This window comes from Kribbella swartbergensis, from assembly GCF_054784135.1.
This window is the reverse complement of the sequence record NZ_BAAGPM010000017.1, coordinates 469,294-492,798: the sequence shown is the minus strand read 5'-3', so window position 1 is coordinate 492,798 and position 23,505 is coordinate 469,294. Positions and strand designations below refer to the sequence as shown.

General features: G+C 69.9%; 20 protein-coding genes. 10 read left to right on the top strand and 10 right to left on the bottom strand.

The window, feature by feature from the left end; translation table 11 throughout:
* Positions 1-227: 227 nt before the first annotated feature.
* The 4 genes from ACYVOK_RS14160 to ACYVOK_RS14145 all read left to right on the top strand — a co-directional run bounded on the left by ACYVOK_RS14160 (position 228) and on the right by ACYVOK_RS14145 (position 4,548).
* A complete protein-coding gene (locus ACYVOK_RS14160; RefSeq protein ID WP_460662836.1) occupies positions 228-1,112 on the top strand; it encodes an NAD(P)-dependent oxidoreductase in 885 nt (294 codons plus the stop codon).
* Positions 1,113-1,423: 311 nt separating this feature from the next.
* Positions 1,424-2,206, top strand: coding sequence for an RICIN domain-containing protein (locus ACYVOK_RS14155; RefSeq protein WP_460662835.1), 783 nt, complete (start codon positions 1,424-1,426; stop codon positions 2,204-2,206).
* Between the two features lie 300 nt (positions 2,207-2,506).
* Positions 2,507-3,469 (top strand): hypothetical protein, encoded by a 963-nt coding sequence (locus ACYVOK_RS14150; RefSeq protein WP_460662834.1) that lies wholly within the window; start codon positions 2,507-2,509, stop codon positions 3,467-3,469.
* Positions 3,466-4,548, top strand: coding sequence for a polysaccharide deacetylase family protein (locus ACYVOK_RS14145; protein WP_460662833.1), 1,083 nt, complete (start codon positions 3,466-3,468; stop codon positions 4,546-4,548). The genes ACYVOK_RS14150 and ACYVOK_RS14145 overlap by 4 nt, the downstream gene beginning before the upstream one ends.
* 3 nt (positions 4,549-4,551) lie before the next feature.
* On the opposite strand, the gene ACYVOK_RS14140 is transcribed toward ACYVOK_RS14145, so the two are convergent.
* Complete coding sequence (locus tag ACYVOK_RS14140) at positions 4,552-5,325, bottom strand: sigma-70 family RNA polymerase sigma factor (RefSeq protein ID WP_460662832.1); 774 nt, start codon at positions 5,323-5,325, stop codon at positions 4,552-4,554.
* Positions 5,326-5,549: 224 nt separating this feature from the next.
* Here ACYVOK_RS14140 and ACYVOK_RS14135 point away from each other — a divergent pair, with 224 nt between their 5' ends.
* Both ACYVOK_RS14135 and ACYVOK_RS14130 read left to right on the top strand, forming a co-directional pair.
* Entirely contained in the window at positions 5,550-6,425 is an 876-nt protein-coding gene (locus ACYVOK_RS14135) for a carbohydrate kinase family protein (RefSeq protein WP_460662831.1), read from the top strand.
* Positions 6,422-7,330, top strand: coding sequence for a pseudouridine-5'-phosphate glycosidase (locus ACYVOK_RS14130; RefSeq protein WP_460662830.1), 909 nt, complete (start codon positions 6,422-6,424; stop codon positions 7,328-7,330). Before ACYVOK_RS14135 ends, ACYVOK_RS14130 begins: the two co-directional genes overlap by 4 nt.
* A 16-nt stretch (positions 7,331-7,346) precedes the next feature.
* Here ACYVOK_RS14130 and ACYVOK_RS14125 read toward each other — a convergent pair whose 3' ends face one another.
* The 4 genes from ACYVOK_RS14125 to ACYVOK_RS14110 all read right to left on the bottom strand — a co-directional run bounded on the left by ACYVOK_RS14125 (position 7,347) and on the right by ACYVOK_RS14110 (position 12,516).
* Positions 7,347-8,192: a phosphotransferase family protein gene (locus ACYVOK_RS14125; protein WP_460662829.1), complete on the bottom strand. Its 846-nt coding sequence runs from the start codon at positions 8,190-8,192 to the stop codon at positions 7,347-7,349.
* 21 nt (positions 8,193-8,213) lie between these two features.
* On the bottom strand, positions 8,214-9,161 hold the full coding sequence (locus ACYVOK_RS14120) for an ArsR/SmtB family transcription factor (protein ID WP_460662828.1): 948 nt from the start codon (positions 9,159-9,161) through the stop codon (positions 8,214-8,216).
* A 64-nt stretch (positions 9,162-9,225) separates the two neighbouring features.
* The gene (locus tag ACYVOK_RS14115; RefSeq protein ID WP_460662827.1) at positions 9,226-11,160 is read right to left on the bottom strand and encodes an acyl-CoA dehydrogenase family protein; all 1,935 of its coding nucleotides are present in this window, start codon (positions 11,158-11,160) and stop codon (positions 9,226-9,228) included.
* Between the two features lie 45 nt (positions 11,161-11,205).
* Positions 11,206-12,516 carry a hypothetical protein gene (locus ACYVOK_RS14110; RefSeq protein ID WP_460662826.1) on the bottom strand — a complete coding sequence of 437 codons (1,311 nt, stop codon included), beginning with the start codon at positions 12,514-12,516 and terminating at the stop codon, positions 11,206-11,208.
* A 174-nt stretch (positions 12,517-12,690) separates the two neighbouring features.
* Between ACYVOK_RS14110 and ACYVOK_RS14105 the strand changes: the two genes are divergently transcribed.
* From ACYVOK_RS14105 to ACYVOK_RS14095, 3 genes are all read left to right on the top strand, one after another.
* Positions 12,691-13,086 carry a hypothetical protein gene (locus ACYVOK_RS14105; protein WP_460662825.1) on the top strand — a complete coding sequence of 132 codons (396 nt, stop codon included), beginning with the start codon at positions 12,691-12,693 and terminating at the stop codon, positions 13,084-13,086.
* Positions 13,087-13,095: 9 nt separating this feature from the next.
* The gene (locus ACYVOK_RS14100) at positions 13,096-15,060 is read left to right on the top strand and encodes a LamG-like jellyroll fold domain-containing protein (protein ID WP_460662824.1); all 1,965 of its coding nucleotides are present in this window, start codon (positions 13,096-13,098) and stop codon (positions 15,058-15,060) included.
* Positions 15,061-15,166: 106 nt separating this feature from the next.
* The gene (locus ACYVOK_RS14095) at positions 15,167-17,104 is read left to right on the top strand and encodes a heparinase II/III domain-containing protein (protein WP_460662823.1); all 1,938 of its coding nucleotides are present in this window, start codon (positions 15,167-15,169) and stop codon (positions 17,102-17,104) included.
* A 22-nt stretch (positions 17,105-17,126) separates the two neighbouring features.
* Here the strand turns inward: ACYVOK_RS14095 and ACYVOK_RS14090 are convergent, their stop codons facing one another.
* The 4 genes from ACYVOK_RS14090 to ACYVOK_RS14075 all read right to left on the bottom strand — a co-directional run bounded on the left by ACYVOK_RS14090 (position 17,127) and on the right by ACYVOK_RS14075 (position 20,617).
* The gene (locus ACYVOK_RS14090; RefSeq protein ID WP_460662822.1) at positions 17,127-17,555 is read right to left on the bottom strand and encodes a hypothetical protein; all 429 of its coding nucleotides are present in this window, start codon (positions 17,553-17,555) and stop codon (positions 17,127-17,129) included.
* 14 nt (positions 17,556-17,569) lie between these two features.
* Positions 17,570-18,688: an NAD(P)/FAD-dependent oxidoreductase gene (locus ACYVOK_RS14085; protein ID WP_460662821.1), complete on the bottom strand. Its 1,119-nt coding sequence runs from the start codon at positions 18,686-18,688 to the stop codon at positions 17,570-17,572.
* Entirely contained in the window at positions 18,685-19,365 is a 681-nt protein-coding gene (locus tag ACYVOK_RS14080; protein WP_460662820.1) for a hypothetical protein, read from the bottom strand. Before ACYVOK_RS14080 ends, ACYVOK_RS14085 begins: the two co-directional genes overlap by 4 nt.
* Before the next feature lie 322 nt (positions 19,366-19,687).
* Positions 19,688-20,617: an ABC transporter ATP-binding protein gene (locus ACYVOK_RS14075; protein ID WP_460662819.1), complete on the bottom strand. Its 930-nt coding sequence runs from the start codon at positions 20,615-20,617 to the stop codon at positions 19,688-19,690.
* Positions 20,618-20,719: 102 nt separating this feature from the next.
* On the opposite strand from ACYVOK_RS14075, the gene ACYVOK_RS14070 reads away from it, so the two are divergent.
* The gene (locus ACYVOK_RS14070; protein WP_460662818.1) at positions 20,720-21,193 is read left to right on the top strand and encodes a hypothetical protein; all 474 of its coding nucleotides are present in this window, start codon (positions 20,720-20,722) and stop codon (positions 21,191-21,193) included.
* Here the strand turns inward: ACYVOK_RS14070 and ACYVOK_RS14065 are convergent.
* Complete coding sequence (locus ACYVOK_RS14065) at positions 21,082-23,490, bottom strand: glycosyl hydrolase (RefSeq protein ID WP_460662817.1); 2,409 nt, start codon at positions 23,488-23,490, stop codon at positions 21,082-21,084. The two genes, ACYVOK_RS14070 and ACYVOK_RS14065, sit on opposite strands and share 112 nt — an antisense overlap.
* Between the last annotated feature and the right edge of the window lie 15 nt (positions 23,491-23,505).

Here is a 23,505-nt window from a genome sequence, read left to right as displayed (position 1 = left end):
GCGCAACCCTCCACGGCGGCGAGCCCATGCGATGCCCCCGACCGAGCCATACCGCCATCATCCACCCGAAACCCGCCAACGGGTATCAGGCGCGTGACTTCCGGAGAAATTCACCCCGAAGACGGCGCGAGCCGATCTCCCGAAGCCGAATCATGCAACCTTCAACGTGATTCGGCCATGGCCGCGCGATGCGCCGGACCGGGACTCGCGCCGGGGACAATGCGCTCATGGTCGATATCGCCGTTGTCGGTGCGGGACGCATCGGGTTGCCCGTTGCGCGCCGGCTCGTGACCGCCGGACACTCGGTCCGCATCCACGACATCCGTGCTCAACTGGAGCCCACCGTTCGCGGGATCGGCGCGACCTGGGGACCGCCATCGACCGGAACCGACGTGCTGCTGACGGTCCTTCCCGGCAGCCCCGAGCTGCAGTCCCTGATGCTTACTGACACCGGCCTGTTGACCAGTCTCCGGCCGGGAACCGTTTGGCTCGACCTGACCAGCGCCTCCCCCGCCCTCGGCGCCGAACTGGCCTCAGCCGCGCACGACCGAGGCATCGACTACCTCGAAGCGCCCGTCGGAGGTGGGCCCGACGCGGCCGAAGCCGGAGAACTCACCCTGTACGTCGGGGGCGAACGCGCCACCTTCGACCGCCACCAACCGATCCTGCGCAGCTTCGCCGCGCAACTGCACTACACCGGCCCCCACGGCTCCGGTTACCTGACCAAGCTCCTGGTCAACCTCCTGTGGTTCAACCAGGCCGTCGCCGTCGGCGAGGTACTCCTGCTCGCCCAAAGCGGCGGACTGGACCTGTCGCGCCTGCGTGAGACTCTGCTGACCGGTCCCGCCTCGTCGACCTTCCTGTCCGACGTCGTACCCGACCTGCTCGCCGGCGACCGGATGCCGCACTTCGGTCTCGACCGCATCGTCGAGGAACTGAACTCGCTTCGCGACCTCGCCCACCACAACCACATCCCAGTCCCGATGACCGAAGCGGTGGCCGCCGTCCACCGCGAGGCGCTGGCGCGATTCGGCCCCGTCGACGGCGAACTCCTGGCCGTCTCCCACCTCGAGCAACTCTCCGGCCGCAGCCTCGGCCATTGCCAGGAGTGACGATGCCTTCCCGGGGCCGGAGCGGGCTATACGCCACGATGTTCTCGGTTCGGCCAGAGTTCGGTTGCCTGCGTACTGCGGTCGCGTGGCGAACGGGACGCCGCGATCCATCGGTTCGATGACGTCGTTATCCGCCCAGCGCACGACGATCACGACACCTTGTCAGCTAGTTGCCAATGGCACCTAGTGGCCATTGCGCCCCATAACCTCCGGCTTCCTTACTGGCTGTGGCGAAAACGTCACCAGCCGTAAAGGTCGCTGACGGGGTCCCGACGGCCCTCGCCCCTGAAGGCCCGACTTTGGAGGTTGTCTTGAGTTTCCGCAGATCGTTGACCCGGACGGGCGTCGCCGTACTGGCGCTGGCGTTCGGCTCCAGTACGGCGCTCGCCGCCACCGCGCAAGCGGCGAACGACCCGAAGTCCGCCGCCTCACCCACGGTCTCCGCGGCCACGGGTGAGCTCCCGGTGGGCAAGCCGCGGCAGTACGTGAACCGGGTGCAGACCAAACTGTGCCTGACGTTCGCCGTGACGCCGGACGGCATCCCGACAGCCGTGATGCTGAAGTGCAACAAGGGATCCAAGGGCAAGATCCAGCAGTGGACCTACACCGAGCAGGGCCAGCTGATGGTGTCGATGTCGAAGGACGTCGGTGGCGACCTTCCCAACGGCGCCTGCCTGGACACTGCCGCCGACCTGACCAAGGTCGAGGGCAACTCCCCGCTGCTGGTGCTGCCGTGCCGGACCGGAACCGGCCAGCAGTGGACCTACGACAAGGACACCGGCGCCTTGGTCAACAAGGCGAACGGCAAGGCGCTGAGCTCGATGATCGGCGTGGCCAAGCAGGCCCGGCCGACGTCGACCGTCGACTACACCGGTGGCGCCGACCAGAAGTGGCGCGATGCCCCCATCCCGATGGAGACACTGCTCGGTGCGGTGATCCAGCTGCTGGACGCGTTGCTCGAGGCGCTGGGCCTCGAGATGCCGGACGAGTACGAGACGCGCGGCCAGCAGATGCTGAAGTCGATCAGCAGCCAGGTGCCGATTCCTGAGCAGCTGAAGCAGCTGCCGAAGGAAATGGTCCGGATGGCCGGCTGACCGTTCGTTCTCCTCCCTCACCAGGAGCCGGGCGGCCGCGATCCGGCCGTCCGGCTCCGACGACCGAACCCTCTGTCCCGGCCGGGCCCGCGTGCCGCTGCGCGAAACAAGGCCCTGGTGCTTGTCGTCGGGCTCACCAGGAGCGGCCCGGCCGGCGCGGGGAGCCGGATCCGTCGGAGACCGCCGACGCGCCGGCTCCCCGCCACCACTTTTCGCGATCGATCGAATACAGTACGTGTTCACCTGGGTACAGGGATGTTGCCCTTGACAACACTCCACCTCGAAAACGGGGACCCTGGTATGCCCAAACGCCTTCTCTGCCTGGCCGCCCTTCTCCTCAGCTCGACCGTCGGCTGCAGTGACATCCCGGCTGACGTCGCAGCCGCCGACCAGCTCAAGCCGTCAGCGACCGGTCCCACCCACGCCAGGCCCACCGCCAGTCCGACGCCCACTCCCCGCGCCACCCCGTTGCCCCAGCTCCCACGCGGCGGACGTCGGCTCTTCCCGACGTACCAACTCGTCGCCTTCGTCGGCGCTCCCGGCGCACCGGCACTCGGACCGCTGGACAGCAACCTCGACGAACGCGCCCGCCGGCTCGAGCGGCTGGCCGCCTCCTACCGCGGCGGACGCGTGGCGCAGCCGGTGATGGAGTTGATCGTCACCACGGCCCAGGGCGCTCCTGGTCCGGACGGCAAGTACCGCTCCCGCATCGACCCGGAGCAGATCGACAAGTACCTCGCCGTGGCCCGCAAACACCGGATGCTGCTGATGCTCGACGTCCAGCCCGGCCAGGCGAAACCGATCGACGAGATCCGCCGCCTCGAGCGGTGGCTGCGGCAGCCGGACGTGGGGCTCGCGGTCGACCCGGAGTGGCAGGTCGGCCCGGGGCAGGTCCCGGGACGGGTCTTCGGTCGTACGTCGGGCGCCGAGCTGAACGGCATCGCGGCGTACCTGTCGGGGCTGGTCACCAGGTACCGGCTGCCCGAGAAGCTGTTCGTCTTCCACCAACTGACCCCGCCGATCGTCCGTGGCGAGACGACGTTGCGCGCCTACCCGGGCGTCGCCACGGTGAAATCGGTCGACGGCATCGGCAACCGCGGCCAGAAGGTCGCGACCTACCGGGGACTGACCACGACGTTGCCGAAAGGCATCCGGACCGGCTTCAAGCTCTTCTACTCCGAGGACACCCGGCACGGCGCGTTGATGACTCCGGCCCAGGTCCTCGCCCTGCGTCCCCGGCCCGACCTGGTGATCTACGAATGAGACGCCGCCAGTTCCTCGGCCTCGCCGCGGCGGCCGGCCTCGGCGCCGCGACCGGCTGCGCCGACACCCGCGCGGACTCCGAGCCGGTGGTGCTCGACGCAGCCGCGTCTCCCTCCGGCGGCTCGCCGCCGACCGCGACCGCGGTCCGTCCGGTACCGAAGCGGACCCCGCCGAGGCCGCCCGCCCCCGCGGCGATCCGCGCCGACGAGCTCGGGCTCGTACCGGTGCTGATGCACCACCGGGTCGTCCGGGACGCCACCGGCGAGTACGACATGACCCCGGCGTTCTTCCGCGCCGAGCTCGAGCGGCTGTATCGCGAGAAGTACCACCCGATCCGCACCATCGACCTCGTCCGCGGCGATCTGAGCGCCGTCCCCGCGGGCCGGACACCCGTCGTCCTCACCTTCGACGACGGCTCGCCCAGCCAATTCGCGATCGACGCGGCCGGCCGGGTCGATCCGGACTGTGCGGTCGGCATCATGCTCGGCTTCCACGCCGACCATCCCGACTTCCCGGCCGTCGGTTCCTTCTACGTCAACAAGAATCCCTTCGGCTACTCCGGCCGGGACGCGGACCGTGCGCTGACCAGGTTGCACGCGCTCGGCTGTGAGATCGGCAACCACACCCTGGATCATCCGAATCTGAGCACTCTGAGCGACGCGCAGGTACGGGCCCAGCTCGGCGGTCTGGCGCGAACGATGCCCCGCTCGGTGCCACCGCCGCGGACGCTCGCGCTGCCGCTCGGCGTCCGCCCGCGGAACCGTTCGACCCTTGTGGCCGGAGGCAACGGCACGGCGACGTACCGGAACGAGGGTGTGCTCCTCGTCGGTGCCGGTCCGTGTCCGTCACCGTTCCACCGCAACTTCGATCCGATGGCCATTCCCAGAATCCGCTGCAGCTCGCACAACGCGGGGCGGGGACCCCTCGAACTCGACTACTGGCTCGACCGGCTGGCCCGCCCGGGAGTGCGCTATGTTGCCGCCGGCAACCGGGGTCACGTCACCGCGCCACGCGCCCGGGCGGCCGACCTCGACCCGAAGTTCCGCGGGACGGCCGTCTGGTACGGCGCCGCGTCGTGAGGTTCAGCGTGGATCGACGGCGTACGCGCGGGCCTGCCGGAGGGCCTGCCTGATGATCCGCGACACCTGGACCTGGCTGATGCCCACCACCGTGCTGATGTCGCTTTGCGTCCACTCGTGCAGGAACCGCAGCCGCAGGACGAGAGCGTCCCGCGGCTCGAGGTGGCGAAGGATCGAACGCACCAGGTCACGGTCCTCCAGCCTGCGGATCGCCTCTGCCAGTTCGTCGCGCTGAGGTTCGGCGACGTCCACCAGCCGGTCGAGCGAGATCGGGCTGGTCCGGCGCGTCGCGTCCAGGGTCGCCGCGACCTCCTCGACGGGCAGCCCCAGGCGGGATGCCACCTCGGCCGGCGTCGGTGTGCGCTGCAGGTCGGTGGCGAGCACGCGGCTGCACCGGGTCACGGTCGGTTGGAGCTCGCGGAGCCGGCGCGGGATCCGGATGCTCCAGGCGCGATCGCGGAAGTAGCGCTTGAGCTCACCCTCGATGGTCGGTCGCGCGAACGCCCGGAACGACGGCCACTCGGCGGCGTCGTAATTCAATGCCGCCTTCACCAATCCCAGCCGCGCGATCTGCTCGAGATCGTCGTCGTCGACACCGTGGCCGCGGAACCGCTGCATGATCTCGCGGGCCAGGCCGAGGTTCAGCTCGATCGCGGTCAGGAACCACCGGCGCCGCTGATCCTCGTCCGGGCAGCGTTCGCGGGCGATCAGAGCCTTCCGGGTGGCGGCATCGCGCCGTCCGCGGTCGGTCGGGCTCGGCAGCTCGCGAGCGGTCAATGGTTCAGCGGACAGCACAGAGCACCCCAGGACGTGACTCGCCACAAGCGCGGCCACGTCTCTGGACCGCGAGGCGGTCGGTGCGCACGACCGCACACCGTGACGCCCTGGTGCCCTGAGCAACCATTTCCGAAACCCCGCGCCGCGGTCACGCCCGAGCCGTCCCCTCGTCGGCCTGCCGCCGGGAAACGTCAGAATGGGGTACGGCGGCTGCGCGAAGGGCGATGTTTGTGACGCTTGTGTGTATCGGTGATCTGGTCGAGGACGTTGTCGTCTGGTCGGCTGGGGTGACACGGGCCGGGACGGACAATTCGGCGCGGATCCACCGGACCCGCGGTGGTGCGGGCTCCAATGTGGCCGTTTTCGCGCGCGGTCTCGGGACGCCGGTGCGGTTCGTCGGCCGGGTCGGGGACGACGCCCTCGGCGAGTCGCTCGTGCGGGAACTCGTCAGGGCAGGCGTCGACGCACGGGTACAGCGACAGGGACGGACCGGCACCATCGTCGTGCTCGTGGACGGTTCCGGCGAACGAACGATGTTTCCGGACCGGGCGGCCGCGGCCGAACTGGCCGATGTTCCGGACTCCTGGATCTCCGGCGCGGCGGCGGTCCATCTCTCGGCGTACTCGCTCGACGGCCCGGCGAGATCGGTTCTGCGTCAAGCGTCGAAGATCGCCCGGGCCGAGGGCGCCGTCCTCACCGTCGATGCGTCCTCGGCCGCGCTGATCGACGCACTCGGACCGGCGAACTTCCGGACCCAGCTCAGCACCCTGCGGCCCACGTACCTCTTCGCGAACCGCGTCGAAGCCGACACCGGATCCCTCCGGGACCTCGCCGGCGACGGTACGACGGTCGTGGTCAAGAACGGCCTGGACCCGACCGAGATCCACTTCGCCGACGGGCGAACAGTGACCGTCCAGGTCCCGCCGGTCGACGAGGTGCGGGACACGACCGGTGCCGGCGACGCGTTCGCGGCGGGCTTCCTGTCCGCCGTACTGGAGGATGCCGATACCGTCGAGGCGGTCGAAGCCGGCCACACCCTCGCCCGGCGGGCCCTCACCGAGGCCGGCGCCACACTCACCGAACCAGGGAGATCACCGTGACCGAACCCGTCCTGTCCGACGACGTGGCGCAGGCGCTCGCCGAGGGCCGTGCGGTCGTTGCGCTGGAGTCGACGATCTTCTCCAACCTCGGGCTCCCCGCTCCGGCGAACGCCGACGCACTGCACCTGTGCAAACAGGCGGTCCTCGACCGTGGCGCCACACCGGCGGTGACCGCGATCCTGGACGGCCGGGCACATGTCGGGCTGTCGACCGACGAGGAGAAGCGGGTGCTGCAGGGCACGCGGAAGGTCGCCGAACGCGATCTGGCCGTGGCGCGGGCCCAAGGATGGGACGTCGGTGTCACCACGGTCTCGGCGACGGTCGCGCTGGCCCATGCGGTCGGCATCCCGGTCTTCGCCACCGGCGGGATCGGTGGCGTCCATCGCGGATCCGAGGTGACCGGGGACATCTCGGCCGACCTCGATGCCATCGCCAACCACCCGGTCATCACGGTCTGCGCCGGCGCCAAGGCGTTCCTCGACCTGCCGCGGACCCTCGAGTACCTGGAGACCGCCGGCGTGCCGGTCCTGGGCTGGCAGCACGACTGGTTCCCGGCGTTCTACACACGGTCGAGCGGCCTGCCGGTTCCGCACCGGGTCGAGGACGAGCGCGTGGTCTGCGACGTCCTCCGCTTCCGCTCCCGGCCGAACACCGGAGTCCTGCTGACCGTCCCGATCCCGGTCGCCGACGAGATCCCGGAAGCGCGCATCAACGCCGTACTCACCGCCGCCCTGGAGGCGAGCAGCCGCGCCGGGATCACCGGCCCCGCCGTCACTCCGTACGTCCTCGAGCAGATCGAGAAGGAGACCGACGGCCAGAGCATCCCGGCCAACCTCGCCCTGGCCCGCAACAACGCCGACCTCGCGGCCCGAGTGGCCGTCACCCTCGCCTCCACGGCCGCGTGAGGCCGCGCCCGCGAGGTCAGAACAGCCATTCGGCTGCGTGGAGGGACTTGGTGGTGTAGGCGGGGCGGTCGGACTGCAGGCCGAACTGCAGGTCTTCCAGGAGGGCGCAGCGGGCGTAGAAGCGGGCGCGCTCGGCGAGGCCCTCGTCGGCGGGGGCGCATCGGGCCACCGCGATGTCGAAGGCGGCGGGGCCGAGGTCGCGGAGGATCAGGCCGAGATCGCGGGCCGGATCACAGATCGCGGCGTCGCTCCAGTCGATGACACCGGACACGTCGTTCGTCTCACAGGTGACGAGGACGTGTTCGATGCCGAGGTCGTTGTGCGAGAACACCAGGCTCGGCGCCGGCGCGGGCACCGGCTGGCGCAGGAACGCTTCGACGGCGACCTGAGTGTCCGGCCCGAGTGACGACGCCACGTCCGGGTAGGTCTCGGCGGCCTCGTCGCGCCAGACCCCGAGCGGTTCATCGTCGACGTCAACCAGGTCGGCGAGCTGCTCGATGCTCGCGGCGTGCAGTACGGCGAGCAGGCCGGCCAGCTCAGCGGCGACGCGGACGGCGTACCCGGATCGGACGTCGGCAGGTACGTCGATCAGCGGCGTCCCCTCGAGCTTCCGATACGCCAGACAGCCGTCATCGGGTAGGGCGAACACCGGCGCGGGCACCGGTAGCGGGCTCACCGTGCCGACCCACTCCAGGAGCGCGGCCTCGCGTCGTACCACCGCCGGTTCGTGGGCGATGCGCACGACGAGCTCGCCGTTCACCTCGTACGCCTCATTGTCCAGCCCCGAACCGAGTGGGGTGACAGTCCGTACGTCGTACCCAGGCAACCCGAGCCTCACGAGCCGCTCAACGTCGGTGTGCATCGGCCCAGGCTAGGGCACGTCTCAGCCGCCGATCAGCAGGTCCGCGAGGTCGGTCAGCCGGTACAGCACGAGCTTGCCGGTGCGCTCGGCTTGCACCAGGCCGGTCCGGCGCAGGAGTTGCAGGTGCTGACTCACGGCGGACGGAGTGACCTTGAGCTCGGCGGCGAGGTCGCTGGTCGTCCGCGGGTGCGTCAGCACCTCGAGGATGCGGGCGCGTGGCGCACCGATCAGCTTGGCCAGGTCACTCCGCGACGGGCCTTCCACTCCGGACCAGAGGTTGGCCTGACCACGCGGCGGATAGCCCAGGATGGGTTCCGCGCCGATGTCGAACGGGATGACCGCGTGCGGCCCGAACAGCGTGGGCTGCAGGATCAGACCGCGGCCGTCCACCCGCTCGGTGCGGCTCGGATTGCTGACCCGGTCAACCCGCAGCCGGCCGTTGTCGTAGCTGATGGCCGGGCCGAGTTCGTTCAGCATCGCCGCGGTGCCCTGCTGGGTCATCACGTGACCGCGGTAGCTGATGTCCGCGGACAGGATCGCGCGCATCCGCGACCAGTACGGCGCCATCACGGTCTGCCAGTAGCGGCGTACGGCGTCGACGACCCTGCCGACACCGTCCGGCCCGGCCAGCTCGGCCGGCAACTCCCCGTGGACGGCGACGAACTGGCGATCGAACGTCTCGCGCGGTACGGCGCCGATGATCTCGAGCTCGTCCTCGATCTGGGTCAGCGGCGAGGTCGGCCTGGGCGTGAGGAAGTCGGGACTGCCCATCGTGTCGTTGACCAGCCAGCGCAGTACATCCCAGTCCAGGTCGTCGAGCACCGGCTGGACGGCGCGCACCCAGGGCAGCTGCAACGGGAACCGTCCCGGATCCCGAAGTGCACGCAGTGAGAGCACCGTCTCGGCCGCCGGCGAGACGGCGAACCGGATCTCCTCCAGATCCTGCGCGGTCAACTCGTAAGTGAGCACACCCCTGCCCCTGTCGACGTACCCCCGGCCCGAATCCTCTCACTCCGGGTGGCGTCCGCAGGTTTCAGCGGTAGCGGCGAGCCTGGTTCTGGGCCGCCGACGGGCCGGGTCGCCAGCCGGCGATCCAGGGACCGGTGCCTTCGGACGGGTCGATCACGCCCTCCTCCAGCCAGGTGTAGCGGCCGTCGAGGACCCGGTCGGCGAGCCGACGATCACTGTCGTCGGTGTTCGACCAGAGCTGGTCGAACAGCCGCTCCACCCGCAACCGCGCCTGTTCACAGAACACCCCGGCCAGCTGGTACGCCGTTTCGCCGCGAGCCGGATCGTCGGCGCGCAGCATCTCCGCCCGCGAACAGCTGGCCGCCATCGCGAACAGCTCCGCGCCGATGTCGACGATCCGGGCCAGGAACCCCTGCCGGTACTCGAGTTTCGCCTGCCAGCGGCTCATCCCGTAGAACGTCTGCCGGGCCAGCCGGCGGGCCGCGCGTTCGACGTACCGCAGATGGTTCGCGAGCGGGCCGAACTCGGCGTACGACGTCGGCACCGAGCCCTTCCCGACCGCGAGCTGCGGCAGCCACTTCGCGTAGAAGCCGCTGGCCTTGACCGCGGCCCGAGCCTTCGCCCGCAGGTCGGCGTCGGTGGAGGCGAGATCACCGGCCGCGGCCAGGTGGGCGTCGACCGCCTCGCGGGCGATCAGCAGGTGCATGATCTCGGTCGAGCCCTCGAAGATCCGGTTGATCCGCAGGTCCCGCAGGACCTGCTCGGCCGGCACCGCCCGCTCGCCGCGGGCCGCGAGCGACTCGGCCGTCTCGTAGCCGCGCCCGCCGCGGATCTGGACCAGCTCGTCCGCCACCTGCCACGCCATCTCACTCGACCACAGCTTGGCCAGCGCCGCCTCGATCCGGATGTCCTTGCCGCCGGCATCGGCCAGCTGTGCCGACAGTTCCAGCACGGATTCGAGGGCGAACGTGGTGGCCGCGATGAACGAGATCTTCTCGGCCACCGCGGCGTGCCTGCCGACCGGACGGCCCCACTGCACGCGCTCGGACGACCATTCGCGGGCGATCTTGAGACACCACTTGCCGCCCGCCGCGCACAGGGCCGGGATGGACAGGCGGCCGGTGTTCAACGTGGTCAGCGCGATCCGCAGGCCGTCGCCCTCGCGGCCGAGCCGGTTCTCGGCCGGCACCCGGACCTGGTGGAAGCGGGTGACGCCGTTCTCGATGCCACGCAACCCCATGAACGCGTTGCGGTTCTCCACCGTGATGCCCGGCGAGTCGGCCTCGACCACGAAGGCGGTGATCCCGCCGCGCTGACCGTCGTGCTCGGGAACGCGGGCCATCACCACGACGAGCTCGGCGATCACGCCGTTGGTGGTCCACAGTTTCACCCCGTCCAGCAGGTAGGCCTCGCCGTCCTCGGTCGGGGTCGCGGTCGACGCCATCCGGGCCGGGTCGGATCCGACGTCGGGTTCGGTGAGCAGGAAAGCCGTCACCGCTCCGGCGGCGCACCGCGGCAGCCACCGGCGCTTCTGCTCGTCGGTGCCCACCAGCTTCACGGGTTCCGGTACGCCGATCGACTGGTGCGCCGACACCAGGGCGCCGAGACTCGGGTGCACCGACCCGATCAGCATCAGCGCGCGTCCGTAGTACGCCATCGACAGCCCGAGTCCGCCGTACTCGACCGGGATCTTGATCCCGAACACGCCGAGCTCGGCGAGCCCGGCCAGGTACTCGTCGGGGATCCGTGCTTCGCGCTCGATCAGCAGACCGTCGAGCGTCCGGCAGTACTCCGCGAGTCGGGTCAGGAACTCCTCGCCCCGGGCGGCGTCCTCGGCCGCGGCCCGTGGATGTGGGTGGATGAGCGACAGGTCGAAGTTCCCCAGATACAGCTCCTTGGCGAAGCTGGGTCGCACCCACGTCGTCTCGCGTGCAGCCTCGGCGGTCTCCCGGGCTTCCCGCTCACCGACATCCCGCACCACTCGCTGCTGTGTGGTCACGCCGTACCCCTTTCCGGCCGGACCCCCGTTGTCTACCCACCAGTCTTACTCGGAAGTAGCTCCCTGTGAACCCGCCGGCACCGCCGGGAACGCCCGGGTGGGGTCGAGAGGTGGGTAGGGGGCGTCGGGAAGGCCGAGGTTGCGCCAGACGAAGCGAGGGATGCGGGCCAGGAAGCCGCGGAGGAACTCGGAGCTGTGCGCGACGGTCGGCTGGTTGTGGTCGCCGACCGAGAACCACGCCCAGTCGTCGACGAACTGGAACGACGCGGGCCGGCTGGCCATCAGGTACTCCATCTGCCGCGGGTGGATCACGTCGTAGGCGTACTTCGCGTCGTGCGCGTGCACCGCGAACTGATCGTTGAACGCCTCGCTCTCGAAGCTGATCCCGCGGCCGACCCCCCGGCGGGCCACCTGCAGCCACGGCATCCGGGCGGGCAACTGGAACCCGAGGATCGCCTCACTGTGGTTCTCGACCACGGTCCGCGTCTGGCTCCGGCCCTCGCTGTCGGTGTAGGTCTCGGTCCGGGTCGTCTTCCAGTGGTGCGTGAACGCGACGAACGGCGGGCCGTCGCCGTCCCGTCCCCGGATGACCTCACTGGTGCGGTGGCCGTGGCCGGACCGAGTCACCGGTGTCACCTGCAGCAGGCTGTCGTCCTCGCCGATCCAGTACCAGTCCGGGTGATGGTAGAAGGTCAGCCGCGGTGGCTGCTCCGGTTGGATCCAGGCATCCAGCGGCGCCGCGTCGACGGCGTCGGCGACGGTGGCGAGCTGCTCGAGCCAGGGACCGAGGAGGTCGGCATCCTTGCGCGGCGGGTCCAGCACCACCACTTGGTCGGCGTCGATACTCAGGTTCACCCCGGGCCGGCCGGCGGCCATCGCGTTCAGCCGCTCACACAGTCGCGGTGTCAGCACCGCCGAAGCGAACGCGGGGTCGAGCGCACCGATCTGCCAGCCGGCGCCCAGCTGCGGCGGGGTCGGTACGACGGTCGCCGCCACGCCGAACCGCGGCTGCGTGTCGCCACCGGTGATCCACAGCTCCGGGAGCCGGCGCGACAGCGTGACCATCGCGACCCACCCGGACCAGTGTTCCGATCGGTACTCGATGACCTGGAACGGCCGCCCGGTGCTGGTCACGCCGGTGATCTGGTCGTCGGTCCGGCGCTGGAAGCCGATCCCGAACGGCGGATTGCCGAGCCGGGCCACGGCGTCGAACGTCGGGCTGTTCACGAACGTCCAGCCGCGTTCCCGCAGCGACTTGATGTACTGCTGCCGCCGTACGAGCGCAACGATGCCCCCGACGATTCCTGCCACGACCAGCAGGATCAGGAAGAGTACGACGATCGCCAACCCGTCCACATCCACCTCCTCGCTCCCCCGGACCTTATCCGCGCGGAGGGCCGACCAGCCGCTTCCGGTCAGGTCGAACGGTTGAACCACTATCGCGCCGGGAGCCCGGCGTCGTAGTCTTCACCGCTACCGGGTGTCGTGGGGGCGGCCGGACATCTCACTGCGGTGCTGGGGGAACTACCGATGCAGATTCACGGCAGTCTGACGATCGACGGCGTCCTGGTCGTACCCGTCGAGGCGTACACGTTCGCGGTCACCGGCGCCGTCGCGGTCGCGACCGGGAAGTCGCGGATCCACCTCGAGGGCGACTACGTGGTCGAAACGGTGCGGGCGGCGGTGAACACCGCACCGACCGGGTCCGCGCTCGTGGTGGACGTGAACAGGAACGGCACCACCATCTACACCGACCAGGCGAACCGGCCGAGTATCGCGGCCGGGACGAACAGTGCCACCGGCAACAATCCGGCCGTGACCACACTGGCGGCCGGTGACTATCTCACCGTCGATGTCGACCAGGTCGGATCGACGGCCCCGGGCTCCGACCTGACGGTCACCGTCCGGGTCCGCCGGGCGAGTTAGGGGCCGGCCGTGGCGCAGTCAGCGGGCTACACGTTCAACGCGGACACGGTCGACGGTACGACGGTTCGGGACGTGGCGGGCTACTTCCTGCACGGCACCATCGTCGGATCGGCGGCGCTGGTCGCAGGCAGGTACGGCAACGGCCTCGAGTGCACCGGTGGTGCGCTGCACGTCGTCGTACGTCCGCCGAAGGCCGGAGACGCCTTCTACCCCCTGAGCACCGACGGCGGCCTGTCGGTGGCCGCATGGGTGGAACTCGACGACAACACCGCGGCGGCCCGCTGCATCGCGTCCGCCACCAGCGGCGGCACGCTCAACTGGGCCGTGTACGCGTCCAACTCCGCCGGCACGGTGGAGGCGAGGATCGCCGGCGCGACGTACAGCGCGAGCACGAGCATCCGCGACGGACAGCAGCATCACGTCCTCGTCGTGTACGACGCCACGCCGTCGACCGACACGGTGAGGATCGCCGTCGACGGTGTCGAGGTGCTGTCGGTCAACTCCTCGGCCGCACTCGCCTACTCCGGCACCGAGGTCACCATGGAGGCCGGGCGGAACGCGCTCACCGGTGCCGAGGCGCTCAACGGGATCGTCGACGACCTTCGCTGGTGGAACGACCCGGTCGAGGCGGCGTATTGGCCGGCCCTCGTCGCCGCGGAGCAGATCGACCACCAACTGGCGATCTACCCCTTCGACCACGACACGGCCGAGGACTTCGGCAGCTATGGCCGTGACCTCACGGTCGCGCCGTCCGCGAGCTTCACCACCGGCCTCTACGGTCGCGCCCTGGTCTCGGGTACGGCGACCGCCGGTGCGAGCGGTGTGGTCGACTTCCCGGATTGCGACCGGCTCGCCATCTGCGGGTGGCTGCGCCTCGACAGCGCGCCGGCCGGTTCGGCCGCTCCGATCCTGGCGATCAACGACACCTCGGGCAGCGCGCGGGTCCGCGTCGTCGTCAACACCGACCGGACCGTCACCGGGACCTGGACCACCATCGACGACGGGACCGTCTCGGTCACCAGTACGGCGACGTTGACCGTCGGCCGGTGGACCAGGTTCCAGTTCGCGATCAACCCGACGTACGTGCAGGTCCGGCTCGAGGGCGACCAGGCGACCCAGAGCATCGGTGACGGCGTCCCGCACGTGACGCCGGCCATCGACGGTCTTGACCGGTTGTACATCGGCGGCGACGCGAGCGCCGGCGGCCAGGTCTCGTACGACTACGTGACCTTCACGAAGAACTTTCTCGCCGAAGTGACCTCGGGCTACTGGAGTGGTGCGCCGGTCGTCACGCCGTACCGGCCCGCGAATGTTGCCCGCGGCGTGTACCACTTCAACGAGGGCAGTGGGACGGTCGCCGACGACAGGTCACCGTCCGGGAACGACCTCACTTTGACGGCGGCCGGCTCGTGGGTGACCGGCATCGAGGGTTCCGCGCTGGGGGCCAACGGGACGGGTCCGGGGGCTTCGAGGACGTCCCTGACGTGGCCGGCGTCGCCGCCGGGCTGGGCGTTCTCGGCGTGGGTCAAGTGCCGCACCACCAGCAGCGGCGCCCGGTTCCTGGTGCTGCGGAACGGTGCGAACGAGGTCGCCCACGCGGGCCGGCTGAACGGGCTGTTCTGGATCCGGCTGTTCGGCGCCGGCGGCACGACCGGCATCATCAGTTCGTCCCGCGGGCCGATCCCGGCCGAGACCTGGACCCACGTCGCGGCGTCCTGCGATCAGAAGGCGATCCAGTTCTTCCTCAACGGGACGGGGTTCACGGTCGAGCCGTACGGCGTCGGCCAGTTGCTACAGCCCGGCGAGTTGCACGTGGGCGGCGACAACCCGGACGCGTCGGTGGCCGACGTCGACGATCTGCGCCTGTTCGACACCCCGATCAGCGCGGCCAACGTGCGCTGGCTCTACCAGCACACGGGCCAGTACTACGAACTCGCGGCCGCCGCCTTCGCCGCCTGGGGTGTGCCGCTGTAGCCCGATGCAACGGTTTCGGACTCCCGGAGCGTCTTTCTGATATTGGATCGACCCGGGGATTCCGGTGTACACCGTTAAGCTTGCATGGTCGGGTGGGGGTGGGGCGTTGACGCGGCGTGGGGCGCGGGCGGGGAGCACGATCGGGCTGGCTGCCGTCTGTGTGGTCGTCTGTGCGGTCGCATTCGCCGGGGCGGTCGTCGTGCTGATGCCCGAGACGCCCGAACGGACTGTCGCCGCGACGGTCCCCGGGTCGCCGAGCCCGAGCGTGGTCACGCCGCCGGCCGCCACTACCAGTCCGACACCGTCGCCGTCGAAGCCGGTGGCGCGGACCGGGACCTATCAGTGCACGGGGTTCAGCGGGATCGAGGCCAAGGTCCCGCTGCCGATGCTGCTGCGGGACACGTTCGCCTGGGGCGACGATCCGCCGTACCAGGTGGGTGACGGCTCCGGTGACATCCGGTGGCGTTCCGACCCGTACGGCAAGCCGAGTTGGTACATGTGGCTGCACTCGCTGCGCTGGCTGGGGCAGGGCATCCAGGCGGCCGGGAAGGGCAACCGTCCCGCGCTGTCGCACACGATGGCGATCATCCGGGACTGGGTGCGCGACAACCCGTACTCCTGGAAGAGCGACATCGGCGCGTGGGAGTCCACGATGCACCGGACGAACGTCCTGATCTGCGCTCGTCAGGCCGTGCTCGCCGGTCTACGGGTCCGTCGGCTTCCACCGCAGTACGGATGGCTCGACCGAGCCCTGCTGGATCACGCCAGGTTCATGACGGAGAACTGGGGCGGACCGTCGAACCACGGGACCGACGAGAGCATCGCGCTGTTCGGCGTCGGGTGCACGCTCGGTCGCCCGGAGCTGAAGGATCTCGCCGTACAGCGGCTGACCGAGGCGATCACGACCTCGATCGACCCGCAGGGGTCGACGAACGAGCAGTCGGTCGGGTACGCGATGTTCAACTACCAGCTGTGGGGACGCGCGAGCACCACACTGCAACGCTGCGGAGCGAACCCCAGTCCGGTCATCGAGGAGCGACGTCGCGCCCTGGCCGAGTGGCTCGCGCTCGCCACCACGTCCACCGGGTATCTCCCCCAGGTCGGTGACGCGATCCGGCAGAAACCGACCGCCGCGGCCGGCACCCCGCTGGAGTACGCCGCCTCACTCGGCACGAAGGGGACGCGGCCGAGCCGGCGGACGGCCGTGTTCGACGCCGGCTACATCTTCGGCCGGACCGGCTGGGGCGAGACCCGGCCGTTCACACAGGAGTCGTCGTACAGCATCCGGTTCGGTCCGGGACGCCGGTACCACGGCCACGAGGATCACACCTCGATCACCTACACCTCGCACGGCCGCGACATCCTGATCGATCCGGGTCACTCCGGTTACCAGCTCGACCAGTGGCAGACCTGGACCAAGAGCCAGTCGGCGCACAACGTGATGCACATCCCGTCGGCCGAAGCCACTGGTGGAGAGACCCGGCTGGTCAGCGCGGCGATCGCGCCGACCTCGGAGTACTACGCCCTGGCCGACACACCGGCCGAAGGCGTGGAACGGACCCGGGACGTTCTGATCCTGAAGGATCCCGACCTGATCATCACCCTCGACCGAGGCCGGTCCGCGAGCGGGCAACGGTACGAAACCCTGTGGCATCTGCCTGCCGACCAGAAGGTGACGGTCCAGTCGGCGACGACCGCGATCGCCGCGAAGCCCGGGGACAGCAGCAAGACCCACCTGCTGCAGATCCCTTACAAGGACCAACTCCCTGCCGACGCGATCACCGTCGAACAGGGCAAGAAGGACCCGATTCAGGGCTGGTACTACCCCACGATCTTCGATCGCCTGCCCGCTCCGGTGGTCAAGTTCCACCGGGCCGCCCCGAACGCCACCATCCTGTCCGCGGTCGTCCCGGCCCGTCCGGCCGAGACCGTTGCCTTCAGCACCCGAACCGTCGGCAGCATGTTCTTCGTCGACCTCACCGTCGGCTCCCGCAAGACCACCATCCGCATCCAGGACAACGGCCGGCTGACCCGCATCAACTGAGCCGTCGGCGGTGCGTGTCGTCTCAGGAGGGGTTGCCGACCTCGTCGAGGCGGAGGGTGAGCAGTTGCCGCAACGGCATGGACTCGCCGTCGCGCGCGCCCATGCCCACGATCAGCGGCGGATCCGACGGAAGGATCCGTACGCCGAGCAGGCGCGACTTCAGGCTGGCCGGCGTGGCGAGGATGTAGAAGTTGCCGTCGGTGTCGACGCCGAGCGAGTGGTTGCGACGGAGGTACCACCCGGTGATCCCGGTGCGATAGCTCGCACTCGACCCGACGACGGGTGCTCGCAGAGTCTCGGGCTCGACGCCCCGAGCCTTCAGTTCCCGCACGAAGTCGGCCAGCAGAGCGCGAGCCTGTGCGGTCTCGGCAGCCTTGCGCTGTTCGAGAGCGGCCGCATGAGCCGCGGACGCCTCCCGCCGCCTGTCCCGCCAACTCGGCTCACTGTCCACCGCTCCACCCTAGATCACGTTCCTCCCGCGGTCGGGAAAGACCTGTCACCGAACAGGATCCGCCGGGCGGCTGCCCGCCCGATCGGGGTGCGGAGGAGCTTGAAGCCCAACTCGGCCGTGGCGGGTGTGCGGAGCTGGGCCAACCCGCGGCGCAGCAGGAGCCGGCCTCGGAAGTGACCACGCAACGCGGCTCCGTCGTACTTCGTCAGCGCGCCCGGACCAGTCCTCAAAGCCTCGTCGAGTACGGCGGCTGCCAGCGTCGACAGCCGCAGACACGGATCGAGGCCGCCGGCCGTCAGTGGAGAGACCGCGCCGGCCGCGTCGCCCACGAGAAGCCCGTCCGCACAGCCGATCCGGCGCAGCAGACCACCGACGGGAATCGGGCCGCCACGCCGCTCGACCTCGTGCGGGCGGTCCGGGCCGAGCAGACCGGGTGCCTCCTTGCCGAACCGCTCCAGCGCCTTGCGCAGACCTTCGGGGAACCGATCGGGATACCCGGCGACGCCGACGTGCGCGTGCTGCCCGTCGTTGACCACCCAGGCCAAGTACCCCGGAGCGAGCGAAGGGTCGATCACACAATGGAAGGTCGGAGGCTCCACACCGGGACGTATCGCGAAGACCTCCTCGGCCCCGATGAGCAGGTGCCGGTTGCGCTCCAGGGCAAGGTCCCGCGCCACCCGGGACCGGGCTCCGTCCGCGCCGACGACGTACCGCGCCCGCACTCGGCGAGGCCCGTCCCGATCGACCACGACAAAGGTGTCGTCATGCCGACCGGCGTACCGTGTGCCCAGCGCGATCCGTACACCGGACTCAGCTGCCTGCTCGGCGGCCGCGACGTACAGCGGCGCCATGTCGCCCACCCGGTACTCGTCGCGTCCGCTGACCAGCTCCACCGGGCGACGCAGGTCCGGCGGATAGAGCACGACCCGACGAATCGGCGGCCCGAGACACTCCGCGGGCAACGGGAAATCGTCGAGCGTCTTCCGGACGAAGATCCCGGTCGTGCGGATCGCCGTCGTCAGGCTGGTACGTCGTTCAACCAGCAAGACGTCATGCCCTTGCCCGGCAAGCAGCGTCGCCGTGTGAAGACCGGCCAGCCCGGCCCCCACCACCAGCACGTCGCACGTGTTCATCGGTCGGCGTCGCTACGCATCAGCCGCAACCCGCCCACCACCAGGAAGGCGACGGCCCACAACCCGAGGGTCAACCGGGCGGACGCCGTCGTCATGTCGTCACGCGGACCTTCCCCGAAGATCAGGAAGAGCGCGCCTGCCCCGGGCATGCGAGACGACAGCGTGACGGACCACTCGTACGGAAGCTGGGCCAGCACCAACGGCAGCACGAGCATCAGGGCGATCACGCTCACCAGCGCGGCCGCCGTACTGCGGGTCACCAAGCCCAGCCCGACGCCGAGGAGAGCGCCGGCGGCGAACACGAAGCCGAGCTCGGCGAGGGTCTCGACCCCGGCACCGAACGGCAGTCCCAGCGAGGGGCGGAACGCCCACACCACAACGCTTGCCGCTGCCACCACCAGCATCCCCAGCAGCGCGGTCGTGGCGACGATGACGCCGGACCGGGCAGCCAGCAGCACTCCCCTGCGTGGTGTCCACTGCAAGGTCGGCACGATGCCGCCGGTGCCGTGGTCGGCGGTGCTGGTGACCACGGACATCGCGAGCACCCCGAAGAGCGCGAACATCGCGGTGAACCGGCCGCCGTCCCAGGCCGTCGTATTGGGCCCAGGACCCGTCGGGTCGTCGGAGACGTCGTACCCCATGATCGTGCCGAAACCGACGACAACGACCGCGGTCACGCCAGCGAAGATCCAGCTCGACCGAACACTCCAAAGCCGACTCCACTCAGCAGCCCCCGTCCGGGCCAACACGGTCATGGGGCCTCCCGGGCTGGACTGAGGAGCGGAGGGAGCCCGGTCATGGGACCTTCCGGCCTGGACTGAGGAGCGGAGGGAGCGAAGCGACTGGAGCGACGAGGGAAGGCCGGGAGCAACAGCCCCATGACCCGCCGCGCCGGAGGCGCGGCATGCAGCACAGCGACTGGAGCGACGAGGGAAGGCCGGGAGCAACAGCCCCATGACCGGCCGCGCGGCAGCGCGGCATTCAACACGGTGGGGGTGCTCATCGTTGGGCTCCGTTCGCGTAGGCGGGGGTGCGGCCGTGGTAGTCGACGCTTTCCTCGGTCAGGGCCAGGTAGGCGTGTTCGAGCGACTGCTCGATCTCGGCCAGGTGATGCACCGGGACGCCGAGGGCGTACGCGAGCTCGCCGAGTTCCGTAGCGGGAAGGCCCGTGACCTCGAGTTCGTCGGGGGCTGTGCGTTCCACCGCGGCGCGGTCGGCCAGGGCGCGCTGCAACTCATCCGCCTGAGGGGTCCGGATGCGGACCCGCTGGCCACCGAGACCGCGGAGGATCTCGTCGACGGGCGCGTCGGCGATCAGCCGGCCGCGGCCGATGATGACGATGCGGTCGGCGATCAACTGCATCTCGCTCATCAGGTGGCTGGAGACGAGCACGGTCCGGCCCTCGTCGGCGAACCCGCGCAGTAACGACCGGATCCAGCGCACACCGTCGAGGTCGAGGCCGTTGACCGGCTCGTCGAACAGCAGCACCTCCGGGTCGCCCAGCAACGCGGCCGCGATGCCGAGCCGTTGCCGCATACCGAGCGAGTAGCCCTTGATCCGTCGCCGCGCGGCGGCCCCGAGGCCGACCTGCTCGATGACTTCCTCGACCCGCCGGAGCGGTATGCCGTTGGTCCGCGCGCCGATCCGGAGATGACCGCGGCCGGTCCGGCCCGGGTGCATCGCGCCCGCGTCGAGCAGCGCGCCGACCTGGCGCAACGGCTCGGCGAGCTCGACGTACCGCTTCCCGTTGACCAAAGCCGTGCCCGCCGTGGGCCGGTCGAGGCCCATCACGATCCGCATCGTCGTCGACTTCCCGGCCCCGTTGGGTCCGAGGAAGCCGGTCACCTGCCCGGCCGGCACGTCGAAGGTCAATTCGTCCACGGCCCGTACGTCGCCGTACTGCTTGATGAGTCCCCGCACACTGATCACCTATCGATAATCGATGACCGTCTATCGACTGTCAACAGGCAATCAACGATTTTCAATCGCGTCATTCAGCCCCCGCACCCCGGAGCTGGCAGAGTTGGCGCCATGCTCCTCTTGCTGGCGTTCGTCGTATTGGCCTCTCCCGCCCTGTGGTTGTGGGGCCGGGCTTTGGTGAACGGCACGTGGCGGCGGAGCGCGGGGTGGTTCGTGGGGACGGCTGTTCTGCTCCTGCTGGGGACGGGAGTCACGTACGTCGTCGGGTCGCTCGCCGGAGCGAGCCTGGACCCGGAGGAGGCGTGCCACGCGGATGGGCAGGTGTACGACCGGGTCTACCGGCGGGAGAACTTCGACGAGTACACGCGCTGGTTCCCGCTGCACGACAGGTGCCACGCGGGGTATGACCTCGTTCCGGCGTGGGTGAATCCGACGCTCGTCGTCCTGCCTGGGTTGGCTCTCGCCTGCCTGGCCTACGCGGCGTGGTGCTGGCGGCGAAGGATGATGGTCGGCGGGGTGAAGAGGCCGGAGGCGACCGAGTCGGCCGCGTGGGTCAAGTCTTGGAGGTCGAAGCGACGGCCGTAGCGGGTGGTGAGGGACTCGACCAGCGGTTGGAGGTGCTGGTCGGCGGCCAGCGCGTTGGCGGCCGTGTTGTGGATCACGACGCGCAGCGTGTTGCGGCCGGGCCGGGCGGCGTCGGTGAGGTCGATCCGGTACGGCGGCGCCCAGAGCGTGCCGCAGCGGGTGTCGTTGAGCCAGACCTCCGCCGCAACACCGATCGGAGGCCTGAGCAACGCCTCGTAGGGGTGCTCCGGCAGATAGCCGGAGCGCTCGGCGGGCGAACCGTTGCCGAAGTCAAGCAACACCCGACCGTCGGTCTCCGGAAGGTCGATCTCGATCTGGTACGACGCCGAGCCCGAGTACGACGCCCGCGCCGGATCGTCCTCCCACCGATGAGGCAACGTGACCGAGCCGCCGTCGACCAGCCATGGGCCGTCCAACCTGCCCAACGTGACATCCTCGACCGGTCTGCTCTCGGCACCGGAGGACACCGGTACGAGCACGGCCGCCTCGTACGGCTGCAGTGTGATCTGGTTCGACATGGATGTCACCGCACCAGTGCTCGGATCCCACTTTTCGAGGTGCGCAGACACAGCGAAGGTGAACGTCCGCGCCTGGTTGCCGGTGTTCGCGACGAAGTACAGGTCGCCGTCGTCGAGTCGCCGGTGAACCAGCCCGATGTCGTCCGGCAACCGCTTCGGCAAGTGGTTCGCAAGGACCGACACGTCGTCGACCACGACGCCCCCGGCCGCGACGACCGCATCCAGCCACGTCGCGGTCTCCGGAGGCACGGTCGCTCCCGGGGGTACGACGACCAGCGGCACGCCGGCCGGGTCGACCACACCGATCGCGTCGTCGTCGATCAGGTCGAAGTCGAGTCCGGACTCGCGGACGATCCGCGGGATGTCGTCGCCGATCAAGCGCCGTACGGTGCGATACAGGTTCAGCGTTCCACTCGCGTAGGCGTCGGAGGCCGGCACGTAGACCTTGACCGGCCGGACCGGTGTGCCCTGCTGGAGCAGCCAGGACAGCCGGTGCAGATAGCCGAAGAGGTCGGGGGCCACCGGCCACCACGGGTTGCGGTCGTCGAGTGCGCCGGCGGCGTAGAAGATCCAGCCGACTCCCGGTTCACCGGAAGGTGAGTACGGCCAGCCGTGGCCGATCAGCTGGTTGACGCCGGACAGGAAGTGCTCGTGTGCCTCGCCCTTGAGGTCGAGCGGCGTCGCGCGGAACGACGGCGAGTGCACCCAGGTCCAGGCCTCGGCCGACACGACCGAGCGGCCGTAGATGTTCGCGGCCGAGGACGCCCACCGCGTCTCCGGCAGCCGCGTCCAGCCCCAGCCCTCACCCTCGAACAGCTCGGCGTGCCGGTAGCTGCTCATCGTCGCCGGCGGCTCGCCGTACGACTGAATCCGGAACGGTACGCCGTGCTCGGCGGCCCAGCGCTGGAAGACGCCGACGAAGTTCTCCTCGTACAACTCCGACAACGTCCGGTAGAAGTCGATGCGGACCTGGGGCGACCCCTGGTACAGCTCCCACAGCCGCGGCCGCAGGTCGTAACCCCGTCGGCTCGAGAACTCCGACAGCAGCGACGGCGTCCAGTCGGCCTGGTAGACCTCGAGGCTGTCGCAGAACACCGAGCCGACCAGCTCGGGCGTGGCCGCCATCAGCAGTGGTTCCGCGACCGACCTGATGTGTTCCTCGGCCGCGGCCGCCGAGTAGTGGTCGAGCACCGGCCCTTCGGCACCGGCCGCGGCACGCTTCACGTTCTGACCGGTCAGCCGCGACCACGCGATCAGCACCTCACGCGGTCCGTGCCCCGGCGGTACCCGGATCATCCCGTTGCTTACGGCAACTTCGTCGTACGACGTGGGCAGGCCGGCCGAGCCTTCGCCGACGAACACGGCGACCAGCTCGTCGCCCGGCCACGCTTCGACGACCGGTACGTCGTACGCCTCGGCGCCGATCTCACGCCGGTCCCAGCTCAGCCGCCGCGCGGCCAGCTCCGGCCCGATGTGCCCGCCGCCGTACGACCAGCCGCTGCCGAGGGTGAGGTCGAACCGCAGCCCCAGGTCGCGGGCGGTCCGCGCCGCGAACCCCACGTCCCGCAGGAACTTCTCCGAGCCGAACGGCGCGTCGACCGAGCTCATCGGGTAGACGAACGCGACCTCGACCCCGCCCAGCCCGGCCGCCGCCATCGCCTTCAGCTCCCGCTCCAGCTCACGCCGATCCACCGCGGGCCCGAACCACCACCACCGCATCATCACCCGCCCGTCACCAGGCGGCGCCCAAAACCCCCGACGTACGTCGTCAACCCGCACAGCCCAACCTCCACA